Annotated in this window: 10 protein-coding genes and 1 other RNA gene; 9 read left to right on the plus strand and 2 right to left on the minus strand. The window is 60.8% G+C overall.

Annotation, left to right across the window (positions count from 1 at the left end):
• Positions 1 to 19 precede the first annotated feature (19 nt).
• The 4 genes from VGB22_00760 to VGB22_00775 all read left to right on the plus strand — a co-directional run bounded on the left by VGB22_00760 (position 20) and on the right by VGB22_00775 (position 4,007).
• Positions 20 to 940 (plus strand): hypothetical protein, encoded by a 921-nt coding sequence (locus VGB22_00760; protein HEX9749808.1) that lies wholly within the window; start codon positions 20 to 22, stop codon positions 938 to 940.
• Complete coding sequence (locus VGB22_00765) at positions 937 to 2,184, plus strand: TIGR02270 family protein (protein ID HEX9749809.1); 1,248 nt, start codon at positions 937 to 939, stop codon at positions 2,182 to 2,184. The genes VGB22_00760 and VGB22_00765 overlap by 4 nt, the downstream gene beginning before the upstream one ends.
• A 98-nt stretch (positions 2,185 to 2,282) precedes the next feature.
• A complete protein-coding gene (locus tag VGB22_00770; protein ID HEX9749810.1) occupies positions 2,283 to 3,062 on the plus strand; it encodes a hypothetical protein in 780 nt (259 codons plus the stop codon).
• Positions 3,063 to 3,107: 45 nt separating this feature from the next.
• Complete coding sequence (locus tag VGB22_00775; protein ID HEX9749811.1) at positions 3,108 to 4,007, plus strand: alpha/beta hydrolase; 900 nt, start codon at positions 3,108 to 3,110, stop codon at positions 4,005 to 4,007.
• A 97-nt stretch (positions 4,008 to 4,104) separates the two neighbouring features.
• Here the strand turns inward: VGB22_00775 and VGB22_00780 are convergent, their stop codons facing one another.
• Positions 4,105 to 4,365, minus strand: a complete 261-nt coding sequence (locus VGB22_00780; GenBank protein HEX9749812.1) for a GIY-YIG nuclease family protein — start codon at positions 4,363 to 4,365, stop codon at positions 4,105 to 4,107.
• Between the two features lie 9 nt (positions 4,366 to 4,374).
• Positions 4,375 to 4,736: a transfer-messenger RNA gene (ssrA, locus tag VGB22_00785) on the minus strand.
• A 787-nt stretch (positions 4,737 to 5,523) separates the two neighbouring features.
• Here ssrA and VGB22_00790 point away from each other — a divergent pair.
• The 5 genes from VGB22_00790 to VGB22_00810 all read left to right on the plus strand — a co-directional run.
• Complete coding sequence (locus VGB22_00790; GenBank protein HEX9749813.1) at positions 5,524 to 8,970, plus strand: hypothetical protein; 3,447 nt, start codon at positions 5,524 to 5,526, stop codon at positions 8,968 to 8,970.
• A 127-nt stretch (positions 8,971 to 9,097) separates the two neighbouring features.
• The gene (gene thiL, locus VGB22_00795) at positions 9,098 to 10,105 is read left to right on the plus strand and encodes a thiamine-phosphate kinase (protein ID HEX9749814.1); all 1,008 of its coding nucleotides are present in this window, start codon (positions 9,098 to 9,100) and stop codon (positions 10,103 to 10,105) included.
• A gap of 165 nt (positions 10,106 to 10,270) precedes the next feature.
• Complete coding sequence (locus VGB22_00800; GenBank protein HEX9749815.1) at positions 10,271 to 10,954, plus strand: MIP family channel protein; 684 nt, start codon at positions 10,271 to 10,273, stop codon at positions 10,952 to 10,954.
• 707 nt (positions 10,955 to 11,661) lie between these two features.
• Positions 11,662 to 17,556 carry an HYR domain-containing protein gene (locus VGB22_00805; GenBank protein HEX9749816.1) on the plus strand — a complete coding sequence of 1,965 codons (5,895 nt, stop codon included), beginning with the start codon at positions 11,662 to 11,664 and terminating at the stop codon, positions 17,554 to 17,556.
• A gap of 197 nt (positions 17,557 to 17,753) precedes the next feature.
• The coding region (locus VGB22_00810) for a carboxypeptidase regulatory-like domain-containing protein (protein ID HEX9749817.1) at positions 17,754 to 18,004 on the plus strand (251 nt) is incomplete at its 3' end.

Genomic DNA, 18,004 nt, shown 5'->3' on the forward strand with positions numbered 1-18,004 from the left:
CGATGGGGGTTCAGGACCAGTGAATCAGATCGGACCGACACCGTTCAGTTTTCTCTCCGGATTTGTACAGGACCGCAATACCGCCCGCGTCATTGCGCAAGTCGATCAATTGCGTGATCAGGGCTCCACTGCGTCACGACTGATGAAGTGGACGCGCGACGAGGGTCAGTGGATGTCCTTTCGTCTGGAGTGGACGGCGACACGCATGTGGGTGCTTACGAAGCCGGAAATGCAGGTATTTGCAATCGGACCCGATGGCATCGTGAGTGTTGGTACCTCCAAGGGGATGAGTGAAGAGGAAGTCGATCCCGGCGACGATGGCCCGCGCCGTCGGGGACCGATCCGCGACTTGCAATTCATCGGATCGCACCTGTACGTCGCCGGGATGAGCCGTCAGGTATACCGTCGTGAGGCACCGAATCGATGGATGCGACAAGATGACGGCGCCGTCCTGCCACGCGGAGATATGACAGTCGCGGGTTTCAATTCGATCGACGGTCTCGATGAGAATGACATATACGCGGTCGGATTCAATGGCGAAATCTGGCGACGGAGCGGCGAGAAGTGGCGTAAACTCGACAGCCCCACCAATCTCGTACTGCACCGTGTGCGGGTGATTCGTCCCGACCTTGTCTTCATCTGTGGACAGGAGGGCGTGTTGATGCGCGGCAGCGGTGAGCGCTGGCGTATTATCGAACACGATGCAACTGCGGAGGATTTCTGGGGGATGGAATGGTTCGGCGATAGACTCTATCTGGCCTGTGATGACGGTTTGTATGTGCTTGCCGCCGATGATTCGGTGAACGCGGTCGACACCGGCTTGGCAGCCGAATGGACCACACGTCATCTACACACTAACGATGGTGTTCTGTGGTCGTTTGGCCCCAAGAGCATTGCCTGGACTGAAGACGGCCGACTCTGGAACGATGTGACGCCATGAACGCAGGTGTCGTCGCACCCGTCATCAGTCAGCACGCCGAGGAAGCGTCGTTCTTGTGGCTGCTGCGCAGCGCGGCCGTGAACGCCCCTCATTACACATTGCGCGATTTGGCGGAGCTGGATACTCGCGTCGAAGCGCATCTCGACGGCCTGCGCATCGCGGGCGCGGCCGGATGGGACATCTGTCGGAACGAGCTGGCCTGGGAGGAGCCGGGCGAAGTCTTCGTCGCCGGCTGCCTCGCATTCGCCAACGGCGACATGACTCGCATGCGCGCAGTCCTCGATGTCGTTCAACAATCCGGACAGTGTATCCCAGGGGTGATCTCCGCGCTGGGATGGCTCGATTACGACGACGTGTCCGAGCGCGTCAAGCAACTCCTGTCGGCTCGCACGCCTGACCTTCGCCGCATCGGTATAGCGGCGATGGCGATCCATCGACGTGACGTCGGTGCCGATCTCGCATCGGCCATCGACGATGACGAGAGCTCACTTCGAGCGGCGGCACTTCGCGCCGCCGGTCAGTTGGGTCGGGCCGATTGCCTCTCTGCGCTGGTCTCACATCTGGAAGATCCCGATGCCATGTGCCGCTTCTGGGCCGCCTGGTCGGCGGTACGCATGGGAGAACCCAATGGGTTGCATGTGCTGCGTGAACTGGCAGAGTCGGGTTTTGTGCGTCGTCAGCGAGCGCTCGACGTTGCCCTGCGCGCGATGCCTCTGCCCCAGGCGTTGCGATGGCAGAGTGCGCTTGCTTCAAATCCGGAGCTGGCACGACAAGCCGTCATCGCCGCCGGAGTGATCGGCGACCCATCGCTGGTTCCATGGCTGCTCGAGCGAATGGCGAGTCCCGAGCTGGCTCGCGTGGCGGGCGAGGCATTCACGCTCATTACCGGCGTCGATCTCGCGCTCGCCGACCTGGATGGTGACTCCCCGGATGGATTCGAACCTGCTCCGACCGATGATATTGCCGATGAATCGGTCGACATCGATCCGGACATTGACCTCCCTTGGCCTGACCCGGAAGCGCTGCGCGGCTGGTGGAATGAGCATCAGGGTGATTTTCGAAGCGGCGAGCGCTGCTTGCTGGGAAAACCGCCTGAGCCGGCCGCACTGAAAGAGATTCTGCGGCTGGGGTTTCAACGTCAGCGCGCCGCCGCCGCCATGCAGCTTGCGTTGAGCGCTCCGAAGGCACTGCTGTACGAAATCCGGTCGCCCGGATTCCGGCAGCGCGCCGATTGGGGTGTCTAAGGGCCGTCTGCGGCGAATCTGCGGGGTGCATAGTAACCCCCTCACCCAACCGTCTTCGACATTGCCGTGGCAATACACAATGGAGTATCATCCAGCGCATGACGCCAGATCAGAGGACTGTCCGCGACACGTCCGCCGACCGCTTTGACGACGATTCCGATGTCGCGATACTCGACGCCGAGCCGGAATCCCCATACCGCTACTACGTCGAAGATGAAAAGCCGCGCGCCGATGCGGCATTCTTCGAATTGTTGTTGGCGCGAATCGTGCGCGGCGGCGGCGATGCCGATTCCGTGCGCGAGTACTGGCCACGCGTCGTCACCGCGCTGTCGGGCTTCAACGCGTTTCGCCTGGCCTACCTCAGCGAATCGGAAGTGGCATCGTCGATCCAATCGGTCGGTGGACGCTTCAGCGCGACACTGGGATCGCGTGCCCGGGACATAATCGCCTGGGCGGAGGCGTTCTGGCGCGTGCGTCAGATTTACGGATCGTTTCGCCAGTATATCCGATCATTCGATACCGATGGCATCGATGCCATGCTGGCCGATATGACGCAACGGCTGCCGGGACTGTCGCGCGAATTCCTGACCGAGTTCCTTCACGAAGCGGGAGAACGGCTCCCGTCGACGGGAACCCAGCAGGGCGGACGGTCGCGCCGGCAGCGTCAGGGACGCGGTCGGCGGCAACAGCCCAAAAGGCAGCAGCCAGAGCCGCCGAAAGCAGAGTCGGCGCCGACCAGCAAAGCGCAGCCGACATCCGCCGCCGACGCAGACAAGTCGGGACCTAACCGCGGCAATAAGCGCGGCCGCCGACGCTTCTTTCGCCGACGCCGGGGTCGGCAACAGGGCGGCGATCAGGAAGCAAAGACCAAGCCATAGAATGCCCCGCTCCGGCGGCGTCACTTACGGGGTCAAGCGCCCGCGATGACCCACAGCAGAAGCATCAACAGCATCTGTGCGGTCGCCCTGCTGCTGACCGGCCCTGGCTGCACGCGCGGAGACACTCCCCAAATGGCTGAAACCAAGACTGCTTCGACATCGCGCCCAGTCGAATCAGGTCACGCTCCGGTCAACGGCATCCGCATGTATTATGAGGTACACGGCGGCGGAGATGATGTCCCTCTCCTCCTGCTCCACGGGGGCGGGTCGACCATCGAAGTGACCTTTGGCCGGATCCTCCCTTTTTTCGCCTCACGCGGACGAGTCATCGCAGTCGAGGAGCAGGGGCATGGTCGCACCTCTGATCGCGTTGGACCGGTGAGCTTTGAGCGCACTGCGGACGATGTCGCGGCCCTGCTTCGCCACCTGGAGGTCGCACGGGCCGATCTTCTGGGTTTCAGCAACGGTGCCAGTATTGCGCTCCAGGTTGCCATACGGCACGCGCCGGCCGTGCGAAAACTGATCTTTGCGTCGTCCATCACGAAGCGGGATGGCGCAGATCCGCAGTTCTGGGAGTTCATCGCGCGGGCCGAGTTCTCTAATATGCCGCAGCCGCTTAAAGACTCATTTCTGCAGGTAAACCCGGACCCTGATCAGCTCAAAACCATGCATGAGAAGGATGCCGCGAGGATGCGCAGTTTTCAGGACGTGCCCGACAGTCTGGTGCGCTCCGTTCGGGCGCCGACGTTGATCCTCCTCGGCGATCAGGACATTGTGCGACTCGAGCATGCGGTTGACCTGACACGCATGATTCCGGGTGCACGGCTCATGGTTTTGCCGGGCGGACATGGAGATTATCTGGGAGAGTTATTGTCGATGTCCGGGGACGCATATTATCCCGCGTTGACGGCTGAGCTGATCAACGAGTTCCTCGATGCGCCGTGATGCCCCGATGCCAGGGGCTGAGTGAGAGGGAGATGAGCATGATGGAGGCGGGGGGAATCGAATGCGCCGGAGGCGCACAAGCCCCTTGGGCGCAGCTTTACCCGCCGCTGGCGGGCCGCGCCTGATTCTCCCATTCGTCCAGCCACTTACGGCCCTGACCGGACTTCAGGAATTTCTCACGAATCCGTGCCTGTGCGTGATCGGTGTACTCCTCTGTAAAGATCAGACGGAAATCTCCAAGCATTCGGCTCACCGACGTGCCGGCCGATCGATGCTCATTCAGACGCCGCGGCAGGTTGTTAGTGATGCCAACGTACCGGCGTCCGGAATCACCGCGCAGAACGTACACTGTAACCACGGATGGCTTTGATGGAGGCGGGGGGAATCGAACCCCCGTCCGAAAGCCCTTCGAAGAGACCGTCTACCCGCGTAGTCGCTTCTTTCTATCTCGCCGGATCAACCGTCAGGCGACAAACTGCTGATCCAGCCAGCCCGATTCAGTTTCGCCTATGTCCTCGGGCGTGACGGTCGGCTATCCCCCTTTGTCGGCGATCGGCAACGGGCGGGAGGAGCGTCCGGTACCGTCGGGCTACTCTAACCTAATGGTCAGGCAGCCAACGCATACGAATAGACGTCTGCGTTTATGGTTTTTCTGAGGGTTTAACGAGGTCCCAGAAACCTCGGCGGGCAAGCCTCCTGTCGGTGACTCCGTCGAAACCAGTCGCCCCCGAAGAGGACTTACTCTTCAGACATGAGCGTTACGCAAATCACGATTAACTGTTTGCGTGACAAACAGATGTCCATACGGAGGCGCCGTTTGTATCTGACAACATGTTGACCATCAAGGGATTAGGCGATAATTGGGCTTCGGGCCCCGGTCTCTCTATGAGCTTTATGAGAGCACGGAGATCGCGGGAGGGCACGTTCACTCGCTCGCATCGTTTCCCGTCAATCGCGTCTGATCCGGGAGCCCTCCGCGGCGACTCGTGGAGCGCCTATCGGCCGATCAGCCGGCCAACTGCCACCTCAAAGGCAAAATGCGCTTGACAACCCCTGTTTGAAGCTTAATCTAATGACTGGGTTGGCCGAGTTTCGAGGCAATTGAGCACGCAGGAAATTGGGAAAAAGACCGATTGCGTCGTGGCCGGCTTCAGTTACCTCACTTACTAAAGAGTCTTTGCCCCTGGCCGGGTCCCACCCCGGCACCGCAAGACGGCAGGCGTTGGAGTCTAACGATCAGGTACTGCGCGAACGCGACAGATTCGCTTCGAGGTGGCGTACACGCAGATTCAGACGTGAATTCAACTAACGATCTCACAGGCGAACAATCGGCATTCTTGGCCTACTGTAAGGAGGTGGTAGCTGCCTAATCAGGTTGAATGAAACCTCAACAGCAGGACCCGGCACTCTCCGCACTGCGGTTGCGAGGCGCCGGTGTCGCAGTGGCTCGAACGTCGTCGCATCGACGGCGAATCAGGAAACGAAGGATTCAGCACCTCTCTGCAAGGAGACACGAATGACGGGGAAGATTCTCAAAGTTGGCGCTGCAATCTGCCTGGCGGTTCTCGTCTTGGCCGGTACCGCGAATGCTTTTGAGTCGCGGGACAAGGCCGAGAAATCCGACCGGATGCAGATTCTGCGCCAGAACGGCGTTCTCGATCGCTGGGAACATTTTCGCCAGAATGGGCTCAACGCCCAATACCGGATTATCAAGGACCTCGGTCCGGATCGCGGGTGGCGTCCGGACATGCTTCATCCCTCGGCGGTTGAGAATGCGTATTCAATCGTCAACGACCGCCCGAGAATGGGCTCAGGCAACAGTCTTCTCGATTTGGACACCTTGGCCCCAGACCCGCTCCCGGCGCATATCGCCAACACGTCGTACGACAGTCAGGCGAATGACTCCCAGGGGCATCAGATTGCGCGCAATCCCGGAGCAGACTTTGTCCACATGGTGTGGATTCACTGGGATGAGATTCCCGAAGACATCGCGGACGCCGATCGTTTCGTGAACTACGCTGCGTGGGATGTCTTGGCTGCCCCCGGATTCGAATTACTCCCCGGATTCGACGGTGCGTCGATCGGGCTCGGCAACTTTGCGCGCGCGGGCTTTGCCCGCATGGACGTCGACAGCGATAGCAAGGCCCACGTTGTATTCCATCAGTATCCGGATGTGGGTGAGGATCAAAGCTACTCGGCGTGGCACATTTTCGTTGTGGACGAAGCTGAGGTCATTACAAGCCCCGAGCAGTTGCCGTTGATTCCGGCCAATCCGGAAGTCACGGAAACACTCTGGCCCGATGTGGCCATTACGCAGAACAACGGCTTGGCCAAAGACAACACGACCGACCTCTTCCACGTGATCGGCATGGGCGCCATCCCGGCCGGCCCTGGTTTCGCTTCGCCGTCGGGCGATTTGGCCTATTGGCGCTGGGATCAGGAGAATCCCGGATGGAACGCTCCGGTGATCATCGACTCGACGAACGGCGCGCTGTCGTATGTCATCGACGCCTGCGACGGGACCGACAAGGTCGCCGCCGTCTTCACGCAAAACTACGAGTCGCAGTGGAACAACCTGTTTAATGTCGTTTACCGCGAATCGGTGACAGGCGGTCTGGGCTGGGTCGACGGTGCGGAGTTGGGCGATATCAACCGCGAGTATGTCACCGACTACTCCGACAACATCACGCCGGGGCCGCAGACGTGGGGACACATCTCCGTCCTGTATGATCACGACAACGTGCTGCACGTCTTCTGGGATGAGCAGCGTCAGGCGAATCTTTCCGACGACATCGCGATCCGCCACTGGGATGACAACACCCTGGCGATTCGTCCGGTTGCCCTGGGCTACTACACCAACGACGCGAACTACGCCGGCCACCTGAACTTGAACAAGCTGACCGCGGGTGTCGGCGACGGATCGGCGACGTGCGACGGCGATCCCAACACCAACTATCTCTACGTCACCTACACCAAGAATTGCGGTGAGAGCGTTGCCGAAGCCGAGGACTTCTCGAAATTCGGCATTTGCAACGGCGAGATATACATCACCGGTTCACGCGACGACGGCAATAGCTGGTCGCCGGGCCTGAACATCACCAACACGAAGACACCGCAGTGCACGTCGTCACATCCCGACTCGGTCTGCGCGTCGGAAGTGCAGGCGACGATCGCGCGGGACATCAGCGGCTCCGCGGGCATCGACATCATCTACCTGCAGGATCTGGAAGCGGCGACGTGGGCTGACGGCAGCGGCTGGACCATTAACCGGGTGATGTACCTCAATCTCCCCGGCGGCAACGACGCGGACTATGTCTGCCCGCTGAGCTCGCCGAACTTCGCCGCGTTCATCACATCCGACGACGACTGCGAATACCATGCCGCTCCGAACACGCAGAATCATGAAGACCTGACGATCCTCAACATCGGCAATGCGACGATGAACGGGAACGTATCCGTCCAGAATGATCCGTCGGGATTCCTGTCGGTCGTGCCGTCGGGCGCCTACAGCATCGGCGTGGGCGCGCCGGATTTAGTGGCGGACGTGGAAATGGACGCCACCGGCCTGACGCCGGGCCTGTACAACGCTGAGGTCCGCGTGTCGCACAATGACGAGACCAAGCCCGACACCGTCCGCATCTTCGAGGTCGCGTTCTTCGTGGCGAACTCCTTCTTCTGTCCGGAAGAAGAGATTCTGCGCACGAATGTGACCAGCCCCGGCGTTCTCTGGATGGAAGTCGAGTCCAGCGGACGTTATGCCGCGGCGGCGCAGGGCGGTCTCTTGCGCATCAAAGACTCTTCCTATGTATTTGAGGAAGGTTCATTGGTTGTCGCTCACGGCACTCAGAACCCCGATACGGTCGCGTTCCACCGTTTCTTCAACCGATTCCCCGAAGATCCGGGACAGCGCGGCTACCGTGCCCTGGCCGACCTGGCTTTTGACACGAACGCGTACGAGAGCGGTGCCGGCCAGGTGACCGCGACCGCGTTGATGTGCACGAAGGATTCATTGGTCGGTGTCGACGCGAAGTGGTTCTTCCCGCAGCATGCTGATTCGGCGAACTTCGTCATCGTCCAGTACACGGTGCGCAACCGCACCAATCAGTTGCCGGGCGGACACCCGAACTTCAACCAGACGCTCAACAACATTCTGGTCGGTCTGTGGAACGACATCGACGTGGTTGAAAGCAACAAGCAGAACGTCCAGCAGGGTTCGGATAACACCGGCAGCGATGCATTGCTCGATTCGAATTTCGTGTATCAGTACGGATTCGATACGGTCGGGCATGCCGACGTGGTCACGTCGAAGAAGTTCTCCGGCGGCATCTCGTACATGAAGGGACGCGACGCCACCGGTGCGAGCTTCAACTTCACCGCTCCGGTGCCGATTCGTGCCGGCGTCAAGTTTAACGTCATCAACCAGACGCAGGGCGGTCCGACGAGCGAAATCCTTTATGCCCAACTCGACGGCGGCGCGGGCGTCACGATCTCACCCAACTGGGGTATCGCCGACTCGACCGAGGACATGTTCACTTACTTCCAGCTCGATCACGGGCTGACGCTGGCGCCGGGGGCCTCGCAGTCGTATGTCGTCGGGATCGTGTCCGACACGCTCTCGCATCCCGACTACATTCCCGCGGGGCAGGACGGCGCAGTCACCAGTCTGCACCTGACCCTGCAGAAAGCGTGGACGTGGGCCGAGGAGCGGTTGGGCTGCAACTGCCCCGGCTGGCCTGATCCGGCAGGAAACGGAACGGTCACCAACGTCTTCGACGTCGTCAAAGCCGTCGACGTGGCCTTCCGCAACGGCACCGATGTGCCGGTGGCGGGCGGGGCCTGCCCGGTTTCCCACACGAACGTCGACTGCCTGAACGTCACGAACGTCTTTGACGTCGTGAAGTTCGTCGATGTCGCGTTCCGTAACGGGAACCCGGCAACAGTGTTCTGTACGCCGTGTCCGTAGATGCATGATCCCCGCGAGCAATCGCCCGCGGTGCAATAGGCAGTGACAGCGGGATGTTCTTTCGAGAACATCCCGCTGTTTTTTTATTTGATGTTCTGCCTGGCGGTTCCAGGAGCGATCATTCGCCATGACGGAGCACGAATTCGACTGGATTCGCGGCCTCGCCCGCCGGTTCGGAAGCGGTCCGCTTCCGTCCGGAGACTTGGGGATCGGCGATGATGCCGCGCTGATTGCTTTGGTGCCGGGCGATCCAGCGAGTCCGCACCTGGCGCTGTCAGTGGATGCGCAAATCTCCGGCGTCCACTTCCGACCGGGCTGGCTGACGGATCGCGAACTGGGATTTCGGCTCTTCCAGATCGGATTCTCCGACATCGCTGCGATGGGAGCGCGCCCCCGGGGGGCGCTTTTGTCATTTGAGGTCGGTCCCGGATACGATGAGTCCCGTCGCCAGGAATTCATGGCGGGGTTTGCCGAAGCCGCCGAGGAGTGCGGGGTTGCGCTGCTGGGTGGCAACGTGAGTGCGCGCGAGGCGGGATTCTCCGCGCACATTGTCGCAGTCGGCACGCTGCCGGACCGGCGCGCCCTCTGGCGGTCGGCCGCGCAAGTCGGCGACGGGGTATTCGTGATCGGCCGTCTCGGTTGCGCCTCGGCGGGTGTCCACGCGCTGGCGTCCGGCCGGGGAGACCCGGCGCCGGCGGACCTCCTGCTGGCCTACCGCCGTCCAACGGCACGCTGCCGCGAAGGCCGCCTCTTGCTCGAATCAAAATGGGCGCATGCCGCCATCGACATATCCGATGGACTCGCCGCAGACCTCGGGCACATTTGCGAGGCATCCGGTGTCGGCGCCCTCATCGACACCGAGCGGATTCCCATCGGCAACGTGTTGCGGGACTGGTGCCGGACGGATGATCTGGACCCGCTTGAGTTTGCGCTGCACGGCGGCGAGGATTACGCACTTCTGTTTACCGCCCCACCCGATGCCGGGTCCCAACGAGCAGTCGAAGCATCGCTCTCGTCGTTTGGCGCAGAGTGCGTCAGGATCGGCACCGTCACCAACACCGGACGCCTGGAAGCACGCAGCGACGGCCGGACGAAGCTCTTGCCTGCGACCGGTCACGTGCACCCGCTGCGCTGATCATCCCCAGCATCAAGTCTTGATTTCAGACTGTGGAGGGATTATGCTGGCGGCTCTTTTCGGCGCATCCCGTCGTCAATCCCAAAGCCACGGCGACGCCAGACGGGATGGCGAATCAGTCAACTTCAAACCGTCTTGCGACGGAATCGATCGGAGCGGCAAACGATGAACGGACGGGCTGTTGTCGCGGAGTTGATCGCCGCCTTCGGATTGGTGTTTGTCGGCGGCGGCGCGGTGGTCATGGATGGAATGTCGGGCGGCGCGCTCGGCCTGGTCGGCATCGCGCTGGCGCACGGAGTCGTGCTGATGACCATGGTGTATGCGACCGGGCACATTTCCGGCGCGCACGTCAATCCGGCCGTGACCTTGTCGCTGCTGGCAACCGGGAATATCGATGCCAAAAACGCGGTCGGCTACATCCTCGGTCAGTTGTCGGGAGCGGTGATTGCCGCCGTTTTGCTGCGGGTGATTTTTTCCGGTTTTCCCGCCGCTGATCTGCATCTCAGCGTGCCCGATCTGGGCGCCGGCGTTTCGCTGACTACAGGAATCCTCGTTGAGCTCGTGCTGACATTCTTCCTGGCTTTCGCCGTCTTCGGGACCGCAGTCGACAAGCGCGCTCCCAGAGGGGTGTACGGGTTGGCGATCGGCTTCGTGCTGATCTTCGACATCCTTATGGGCGGCCCGCTGACCGGCGCTGCGGTCAATCCGGCGCGTGCTTTCGGCCCGGCATTGGTCGCGGGCCACTGGAATGCCCATGTTGTCTACTGGATCGGCCCGGTTATCGGGGCGCTGATTGCCGGCCTGGTCTACAAACATCTCCTGCTGGATCGGGCCCCCGCGCCGCGATAGACGCGGTCGGCCCTGTTCAACTTCTGACCCGGTGCAGACGCACGGGCCGGCGCCGATGGCGCGATTGTGCAAAGCGCTGCACCTCTCCCGGCGCCCGGCCAATTTGCCCTGTGGGGACCTCAGATTTTGGCGGATTCTTAACTAATTATCGGGCAATGCGTTTCGGGGACGATTATTCAGAGTCTTCCTTGCGGGTCGTTCCGAACGGGTCTGTCCGGAGATTGGCACTTCGGATGCGTCGAAGCATTCGGACATCCCGGCCTGCCGGGACTCCTTAACACTATTCTATCGAGTGATACGTTGATGACTGTTGACAACCCGATGAAATGCAGTATCATAGTGACTGGCTATCCAGCCTTTTCCCTACAAGGGCGCCGTTCGGGATTTGCCACCCCGAAGACAACGAAAGGCCTGTGCTTATCAGCATCTGATGTGACCGAGTGGGTGAGTGACAGCGGAAGACAGTGCCGTTTCCGTCGAGACACACGCTCAAGCAAACAGGCGAGTTGGACAGTTCAGCTACCGCGTAGCAGCTACGTTTTCAGGCGCCCCTTGCTGACGAGACAAGATGTTGGACGAGTGGTCCCGAGCAACTCATGCCGCGCACAACTTGCGTCCGGTGCGTCATGTTCGGCGATCACGATCAACGACGGAATCAACGCGTGAAAATCCATATGCAAACTGACTCCCCAAGGAGGACTGAGGGTATGAAACGATTTCTCATCTGGCTGTGTGCGTGCTGTCTGGTCGTGTTGTGCACGCCGCTGGCGCATGCGGCCGACAGAGTCGAGGTGGAATCCAAGCAGGTCAACGCCGGCGATGCCGGAGTGACGCTCGGCGTCAACGTGCAAAACGACGTCGATTTGTTTGGATTGGTGCTGCCCCTTGAGTTCCGCTCCATGACCGGCGGAGCATTCTACCGCAGCAATTTCAGTTTTGTGGTAGGCGGACGCTTCGCCATCGCGGGCTTCGTCACCCAGATTTACTATGGCGTCAAGCAGGTCAACGCGGGCGGCTGCGATAATCTGCCCTCGTACTCGGGCAGTGCGACCAGCGCCGGGACCGCGACCGATTTCTACACATCCCCGGACGGGACTATGTGGTCCGGAATCGCGACAGCGTCACCTTACGTAATCGGTGACGATTTCACGTCCGGTACGCCGTCGTTTGTTTACACCTTCGACGTGGACACGCTGTGCGGCACCTTTGAAGTAGACACGATGTGCACGACCCCGGGCAACCACCTCACGGGCGTCGATGCCGGCTTCGGGCCGGTGCCCCTTGCGTTCTCGAAGGGCACCGTCACCGTCTGCGAGCCGGCCGGGAATATCCCGCCGGTCGCAGTGTGTCTCGCCGACAGTCTGGACTTTGAAGTCGATTCGCTCTGCAATGCCACCGTCACTCCGGGCGACCTCGACAACGGTTCGTTTGATCCTGATGGGATCACGGTCGATCTATCGCTCAATCCTCCCGGCCCGTTCGGGCTCGGCTGCCATGATGTCTGGCTCGTCGTGACCGACATCGCCGGCGACAAGGATTCGTGCCTGACGAAAGTGTGCATCGTCGACACCACGCCGCCGGAGGCGAAATGCCCCGCCGACATCATCGTGAGTAACGACCCCGACAGTTGCGGCGCGATCGTCAATTTCAGCGCCGACGGCAATGACAATTGCAGCATCGACAGTATCAGCTTCTCACACCTTCCCGGCGACTTTTACCCGGTCGGCACGACGACGGTCACCATCGTGGTGTGGGACGGCTCGGGCAATGCCGACACCTGCTCATTCGACGTGACCGTCAATGACGCGCAGGCGCCGGTCGCCAAGTGTCCGGCCGACATCGTCGTGTCGAACGATCCGGACAGTTGCAGCGCGGTCGTTAATTACAACGTGACAGGCAACGACAACTGCGGCATCAACAATGTGACTTATGACATCTCCCCCGGATCATCCTTCAATGTCGGTACGACAACCGTCACGGCGACCGTCTGGGACGACGCGGGCAACGGCGACACATGCTCGTTCGACGTGACTGTCGAGGACACTGAACCGCCGTCGATCACGTGTCCCGCCGATACGATTCTCCCGAATGATCTGGATGCCTGTACCACGCGCGTTTTCTTCTATGCTTCAGCGCGGGACAACTGCGGCATTGACAGCGTCACATACGACCATGCGTCCGGATCGTTCTTCCCGATCGGCACGACGACCGTCACCGCGACGGCGTGGGATGCGTCGGAAAATTCCTCAAGTTGTCAGTTCGACGTGATCATCGAGGACACGCAAGCGCCCGAGGCCAAGTGCCCCGGCGATATTTTCGTCCAGGTCGGCCCAACGACGGACGACACGGTCGTGACGTGGCTGGCCTTCATCAACGATAATTGTGACAGCGGCACGGTCGTCTGCACGCCGCCGTCCGGTTCGACTTTTGGATTGGGCGCGACGCGCGTTTGCTGCGTTGCGACCGATGCGGCCGGCAATGAATCGGATTCCTGCTGCTTCGATGTGGTCGTGTCGCAGGAGCCGCTGGATGCGCCGCCGGTCGCGCAGTGTCTCGCCGACAGCACCAGCTTCTATGTTGATACGCTTTGCGAAGTGACCGTCACGCCCGCCGATCTGGACAACGGGTCGTTTGACCCCGACAGCGGATTGGTCGATCTGGCGCTGAATCCCCCCGGTCCGTTCGCACTGGGCTGCCATGATGTCTGGCTCGTCGTGACCGATGACGAGGGCGACAAGGACTCGTGCCTGATGAGAGTCTGCATCGAAGACACGATTTCGCCGACGATCGAGTGCAAGGGCGATACGACAGTTTATGTGGAGTTCGACAAATGCTACGTCGAGTGGGATGCCTACGCCTGGTCCACGTACAGTGACAACTGCGCGCTGGACTTTGTGGATTGCTACTTCGAGGCCCCGGGCAAAGGCATTCCGGAAACGCTCAATCCCGGCATCTACACGTTCTGGTGTGTGGCGGTGGACGAGTCCGGCAACTCAGATTCGTGCAGTTACACGCTCACGGTGCTCGACACGATCCCCCCGGAGATCAGTTGCCCGCAGATCGATATTCAGGTCGAAAATGATTCCGGGCAGTGCGGCGCCGTTGTGACCTTTGAGCGTCCGGCCACCGATAACTGCGAGATCGATTCCGTCATCTGCGTGCCGCCGTCGGGCAGCTTCTTCCCGGTCGGCGTGACGCCGGTCGTGTGCACTGCGTACGATATCCATGGCAACCAAAGTGAGTGCCGTTTCAACGTGATCGTCAACGACGTTGAGCCGCCCGTCATTACCTGCCCGGATGCGGACACGATCTACACGGAGCCGGACCAGTGCTATGCCTTCTTCGCGCCGTCGGACGGCGTGATCGCGACCGACAACTGCGACATCGACCGCGTCGATTGCGGATACGACGACAAAGGCGGACTGGGCACGCAGCAATTGTCGCCCGGCACGTGGTATTTCTACTGCGACGCCATTGATGTCAACGGCAATGTCTCGCGCTGCTATCGTACCGTCACGGTGATCGATAACCAGGCGCCGGAGCTCAAGTGCCCCGACGACATCTACAAGACGATCTGCAATCCGCAGGGCGACACGGTGCAGTTCACGGTCGAGGTGAACGACAACTGCGGCGCGCAGTTCGGCTGCAACTACACCTCCGGCTCGTTCTTCCCGGTCGGTGAGACGGAAGTCGTCTGCTGGGCATTAGACGACGCCGGCAATTTCGACACTTGCCGCTTCAAAGTTGTCATTATCGAGGAGACCTTCCGCTGGGATGTCCTGCCCGACTCGCTCTGCTTCGAGGCCGATTGCGGCGTCGATCCCGAGCCGATGTGCGCCTATGTCAGTCTGCTCGATCCGTGCTTCTTCAAGGACCAACAGGGCTGGGTGTGGGAAGCGTTCCTCAACGGCGACAACTGGCTGCGCATCGAACCGACAACCGGCTTTGAAGGCGACACCTTCTGTGTCTATATCGACGTCGACTCGCTGGAGCCGGGGCATTATGAAGCATGGGTCTGGGTCTGCACGTCCACCACGTCCACCAAGACCAATTTCCCTGAGTGCGACTCCGTGCTGGTCAAGCTTGATGTCCGCGATCCGGAGATCGGCGACATCGTGGCCAACCCCGACACGCTCTGCTTCACCTTCACCGGCGAGTGGAAGTGCGACACCCTGATCAATTGCGATGGGAAGAGCGATCCGGTCGGTGAGTGCGACACGAACATCAACTGCAACTTCGCCGATCAGTTGTGTCAGTGGGTCTATCTCGAGCACAACGGCTGCGGCGAGATCTGCTGGTACTGGTATGAGGCGTTTGAGGCCGCACCATGGATCAGCCTCATTGAACCCGACAGCGGCACGACCCCCGATTCGGTCCTGATCTGCGTCGATCCGTGCGGACTGCCGGCGGGCAAGTACTATGACACGCTGATATTCTGTCCGTGCATCGAGATCAAGGACGACGACGCGTTCGGTTGTGATGCTGTTGTGATCAAACTGGTGATCGAGAATCCGCCGATCCTCGCGCTCGATCCGACTGGTGTGAAGTTTGACATGGGCACACCCGACGCCGACACCATGGTGTATGTCAACGTGGTCAACCTCGGCGGCGGCGAACTGTGCTGGACCGCGTGGAACAACGCGACCTGGCTGGACATCGACCCATACCTGGAGTTGAGAATCGGCGACGGTCAGATTTGCGTGTCGGTCGATACGACCGGGCTGGTCGGGCCCGACACGCTGGTCGACACGATCTATGTCGATGCCCGTTGCGCGCTGCTGAGTCCGGGATACGTGATTGTCACGCTGTGCCTCCCACCGCCCCCGTGCGCCGGCATCTGCGGGCATGTCGTCGAGGTCTGCGACGTGTTTAACGGCAATTGCGAAGGGGCCATCCTCGACGCGTGCGTGCAGGCATGGACGTCCTACCCCGACGGCGAGATCGTCGACAGCGCCCGCACCGACGAGTGCGGCCGCTTCTGCCTCGATGAACTGGCTGAGGGAATCTACGACATCCGCGTCTATGCCGAGGGCTACTGCGGCGACGTGATTGAAGACGTCGAGTGCGGCGTCACGGAGTTGTGTGTGGAGCTGGATTCGATTCCCTTCCAGCCGAACCCGGCATGGCCGTATTTCTGCGACTACTATTCGATCGATGCCCGTCTCGAGGGTGTCCCGCTTGTACCGGGTGATGTCATCCTCGCGGTCGATCCCGACGGCGTCTATTGCGGTGTCACGGTCGTAGAGAATCCGGGCGAGTATCTGATTCACGTGCTCGGTGATGACCCCGGGACTCCGGGTGACGAGGGCGCCGAGGAAGGCGACAAGATCACGCTGCTTTTGAACTGCGTGTGCCCGGCGATGCCCGACAGTCTGTGGACACAGCAGGGCAACTTCCAGTACGACGTCGACTTCGACTGCGGCACGATCACGATCTGCTGCGATCTGTGCTACCCGTTCAATCTGCTCTCGATCAACGTGATCCCGTTGGATGCCACGCTGCCGGACGTGTTCAGCTCGATCGAACCGGACTTCACCCGCGTTTGGAGCGCGACTTGTGCAGACGGCGATCTCTCGTGGGAACGTGATCGCCCGATCAACGATCTTAACTCGATCGATCCGTTGCACGGGTTTGGTCTGAAGGTCACCGAGGAAGGCCTGACGCTTTGCATCACCGGCGTTCCGATTCCCGCGAACACCCCGATCGGGCTGTGCTCGGGTTGGAACTTCGTCAGTTATCTGCCGATGGAGAACGACGATCTGGAGCATGCGCTCCAGAGCATCGATGGTCTCTACACCCGCGTCCTCGGGTACGATTGCGACGGCTGGCACACATTCGAGAGCGGCCGCGACATCAATGATCTGCTTTGCATGGACACGTGTCTCGGCTACTGGATCTTCATGGAAGACGAAGGCACGCTGGTGTATCCGTTGAGCGGATACGAGTGCAATGATGCCGTCGAGCCGGGAACAGGTAAGGTTGTGGGCGGCGGTAGTTTGTTGCAGCCCTCCATGTACTTTGCCGATTACTGGTCTGTCGGTGATCCGACCCTCGCCGGCCTGCAGCCCGGTGACGTGATTACGGCCAGGACGACTGATGGCGTTGCCTGCGGCGAGGTCGTGGCCGGAGTCTCCGGCGCGTTCCTCATGCACGTCTACGGTGACGACCCCAGCACGCCGGAGGTCGAGGGTGCGCAGCCGGGCGAAGTCGTCGAGTTCTTCGTCAACAGTCGTGCGGCATCCGTGGCGTCTGGCTCGTCGCGTTGGAGTGATCGCGGTTCCAGCGAGATCGCTCTGGTCGTCGGCGAGGCCGCCACAGTTCCCGGCGACTACCGTCTGGATCAGAACTATCCCAATCCGTTCAACCCGTCGACGGCGATCAGCTTCGCTCTGAAGCACGATGCCGATGTCAAGCTGATGATCTACAACGTGTTGGGCCAGAAGGTCCGAATGTTGCAGAATGGCTTCTTGTCCGCCGGCACACATACCCTGACTTGGGATGGTCGGACGGATCTGGGCGACATCGCTCAAAGCGGCATATACTTCTATCGGATCGAGACACCCGAGTGGTCCGATGTGAAGAAGATGACGTTCCTGAAGTAATCAATGCTGATGACGGCCCCGTACGGCCAATGTTGCTGTACGGGGCTTGTCATGACATGAGTTCTTAACAGGATTCAAACAACGTGATTCGGCCCGCCAGCGCCTCACCCGCTGTGAGAGCCCGGTCGGTCACCGAATCCCCGAATGAGGTGATCACAGTGAACAAGGCGAAGGGAAGATGGTGTTTCAGGGGCGCCTTGACTCTGGGTCTGTTCTGCCTCGGCGTGACAACTGTGTCGGCCCAGGTCGCAGGACGCGTCGTCAATGCCAGTACGGAGACGCCGCTGTCCGGAGCCACGGTGCAAGTCTGGGACTCCTACCCCGGAGGATCGGTGTTATTGTCCGGGACGACCAACGGCAGCGGTGCATTCGCGCTGGGAGACCCGGGTGTCGGCTCATTTGATGTGCGCGTCTACAGGTCGGGGTACTATCCGACGGTCGTGCGCGA

The sequence above is a fragment of the Candidatus Zixiibacteriota bacterium genome (genome assembly GCA_036397555.1).
Lineage (GTDB): Bacteria > Zixibacteria > MSB-5A5 > WJJR01 > WJJR01 > DATKYL01.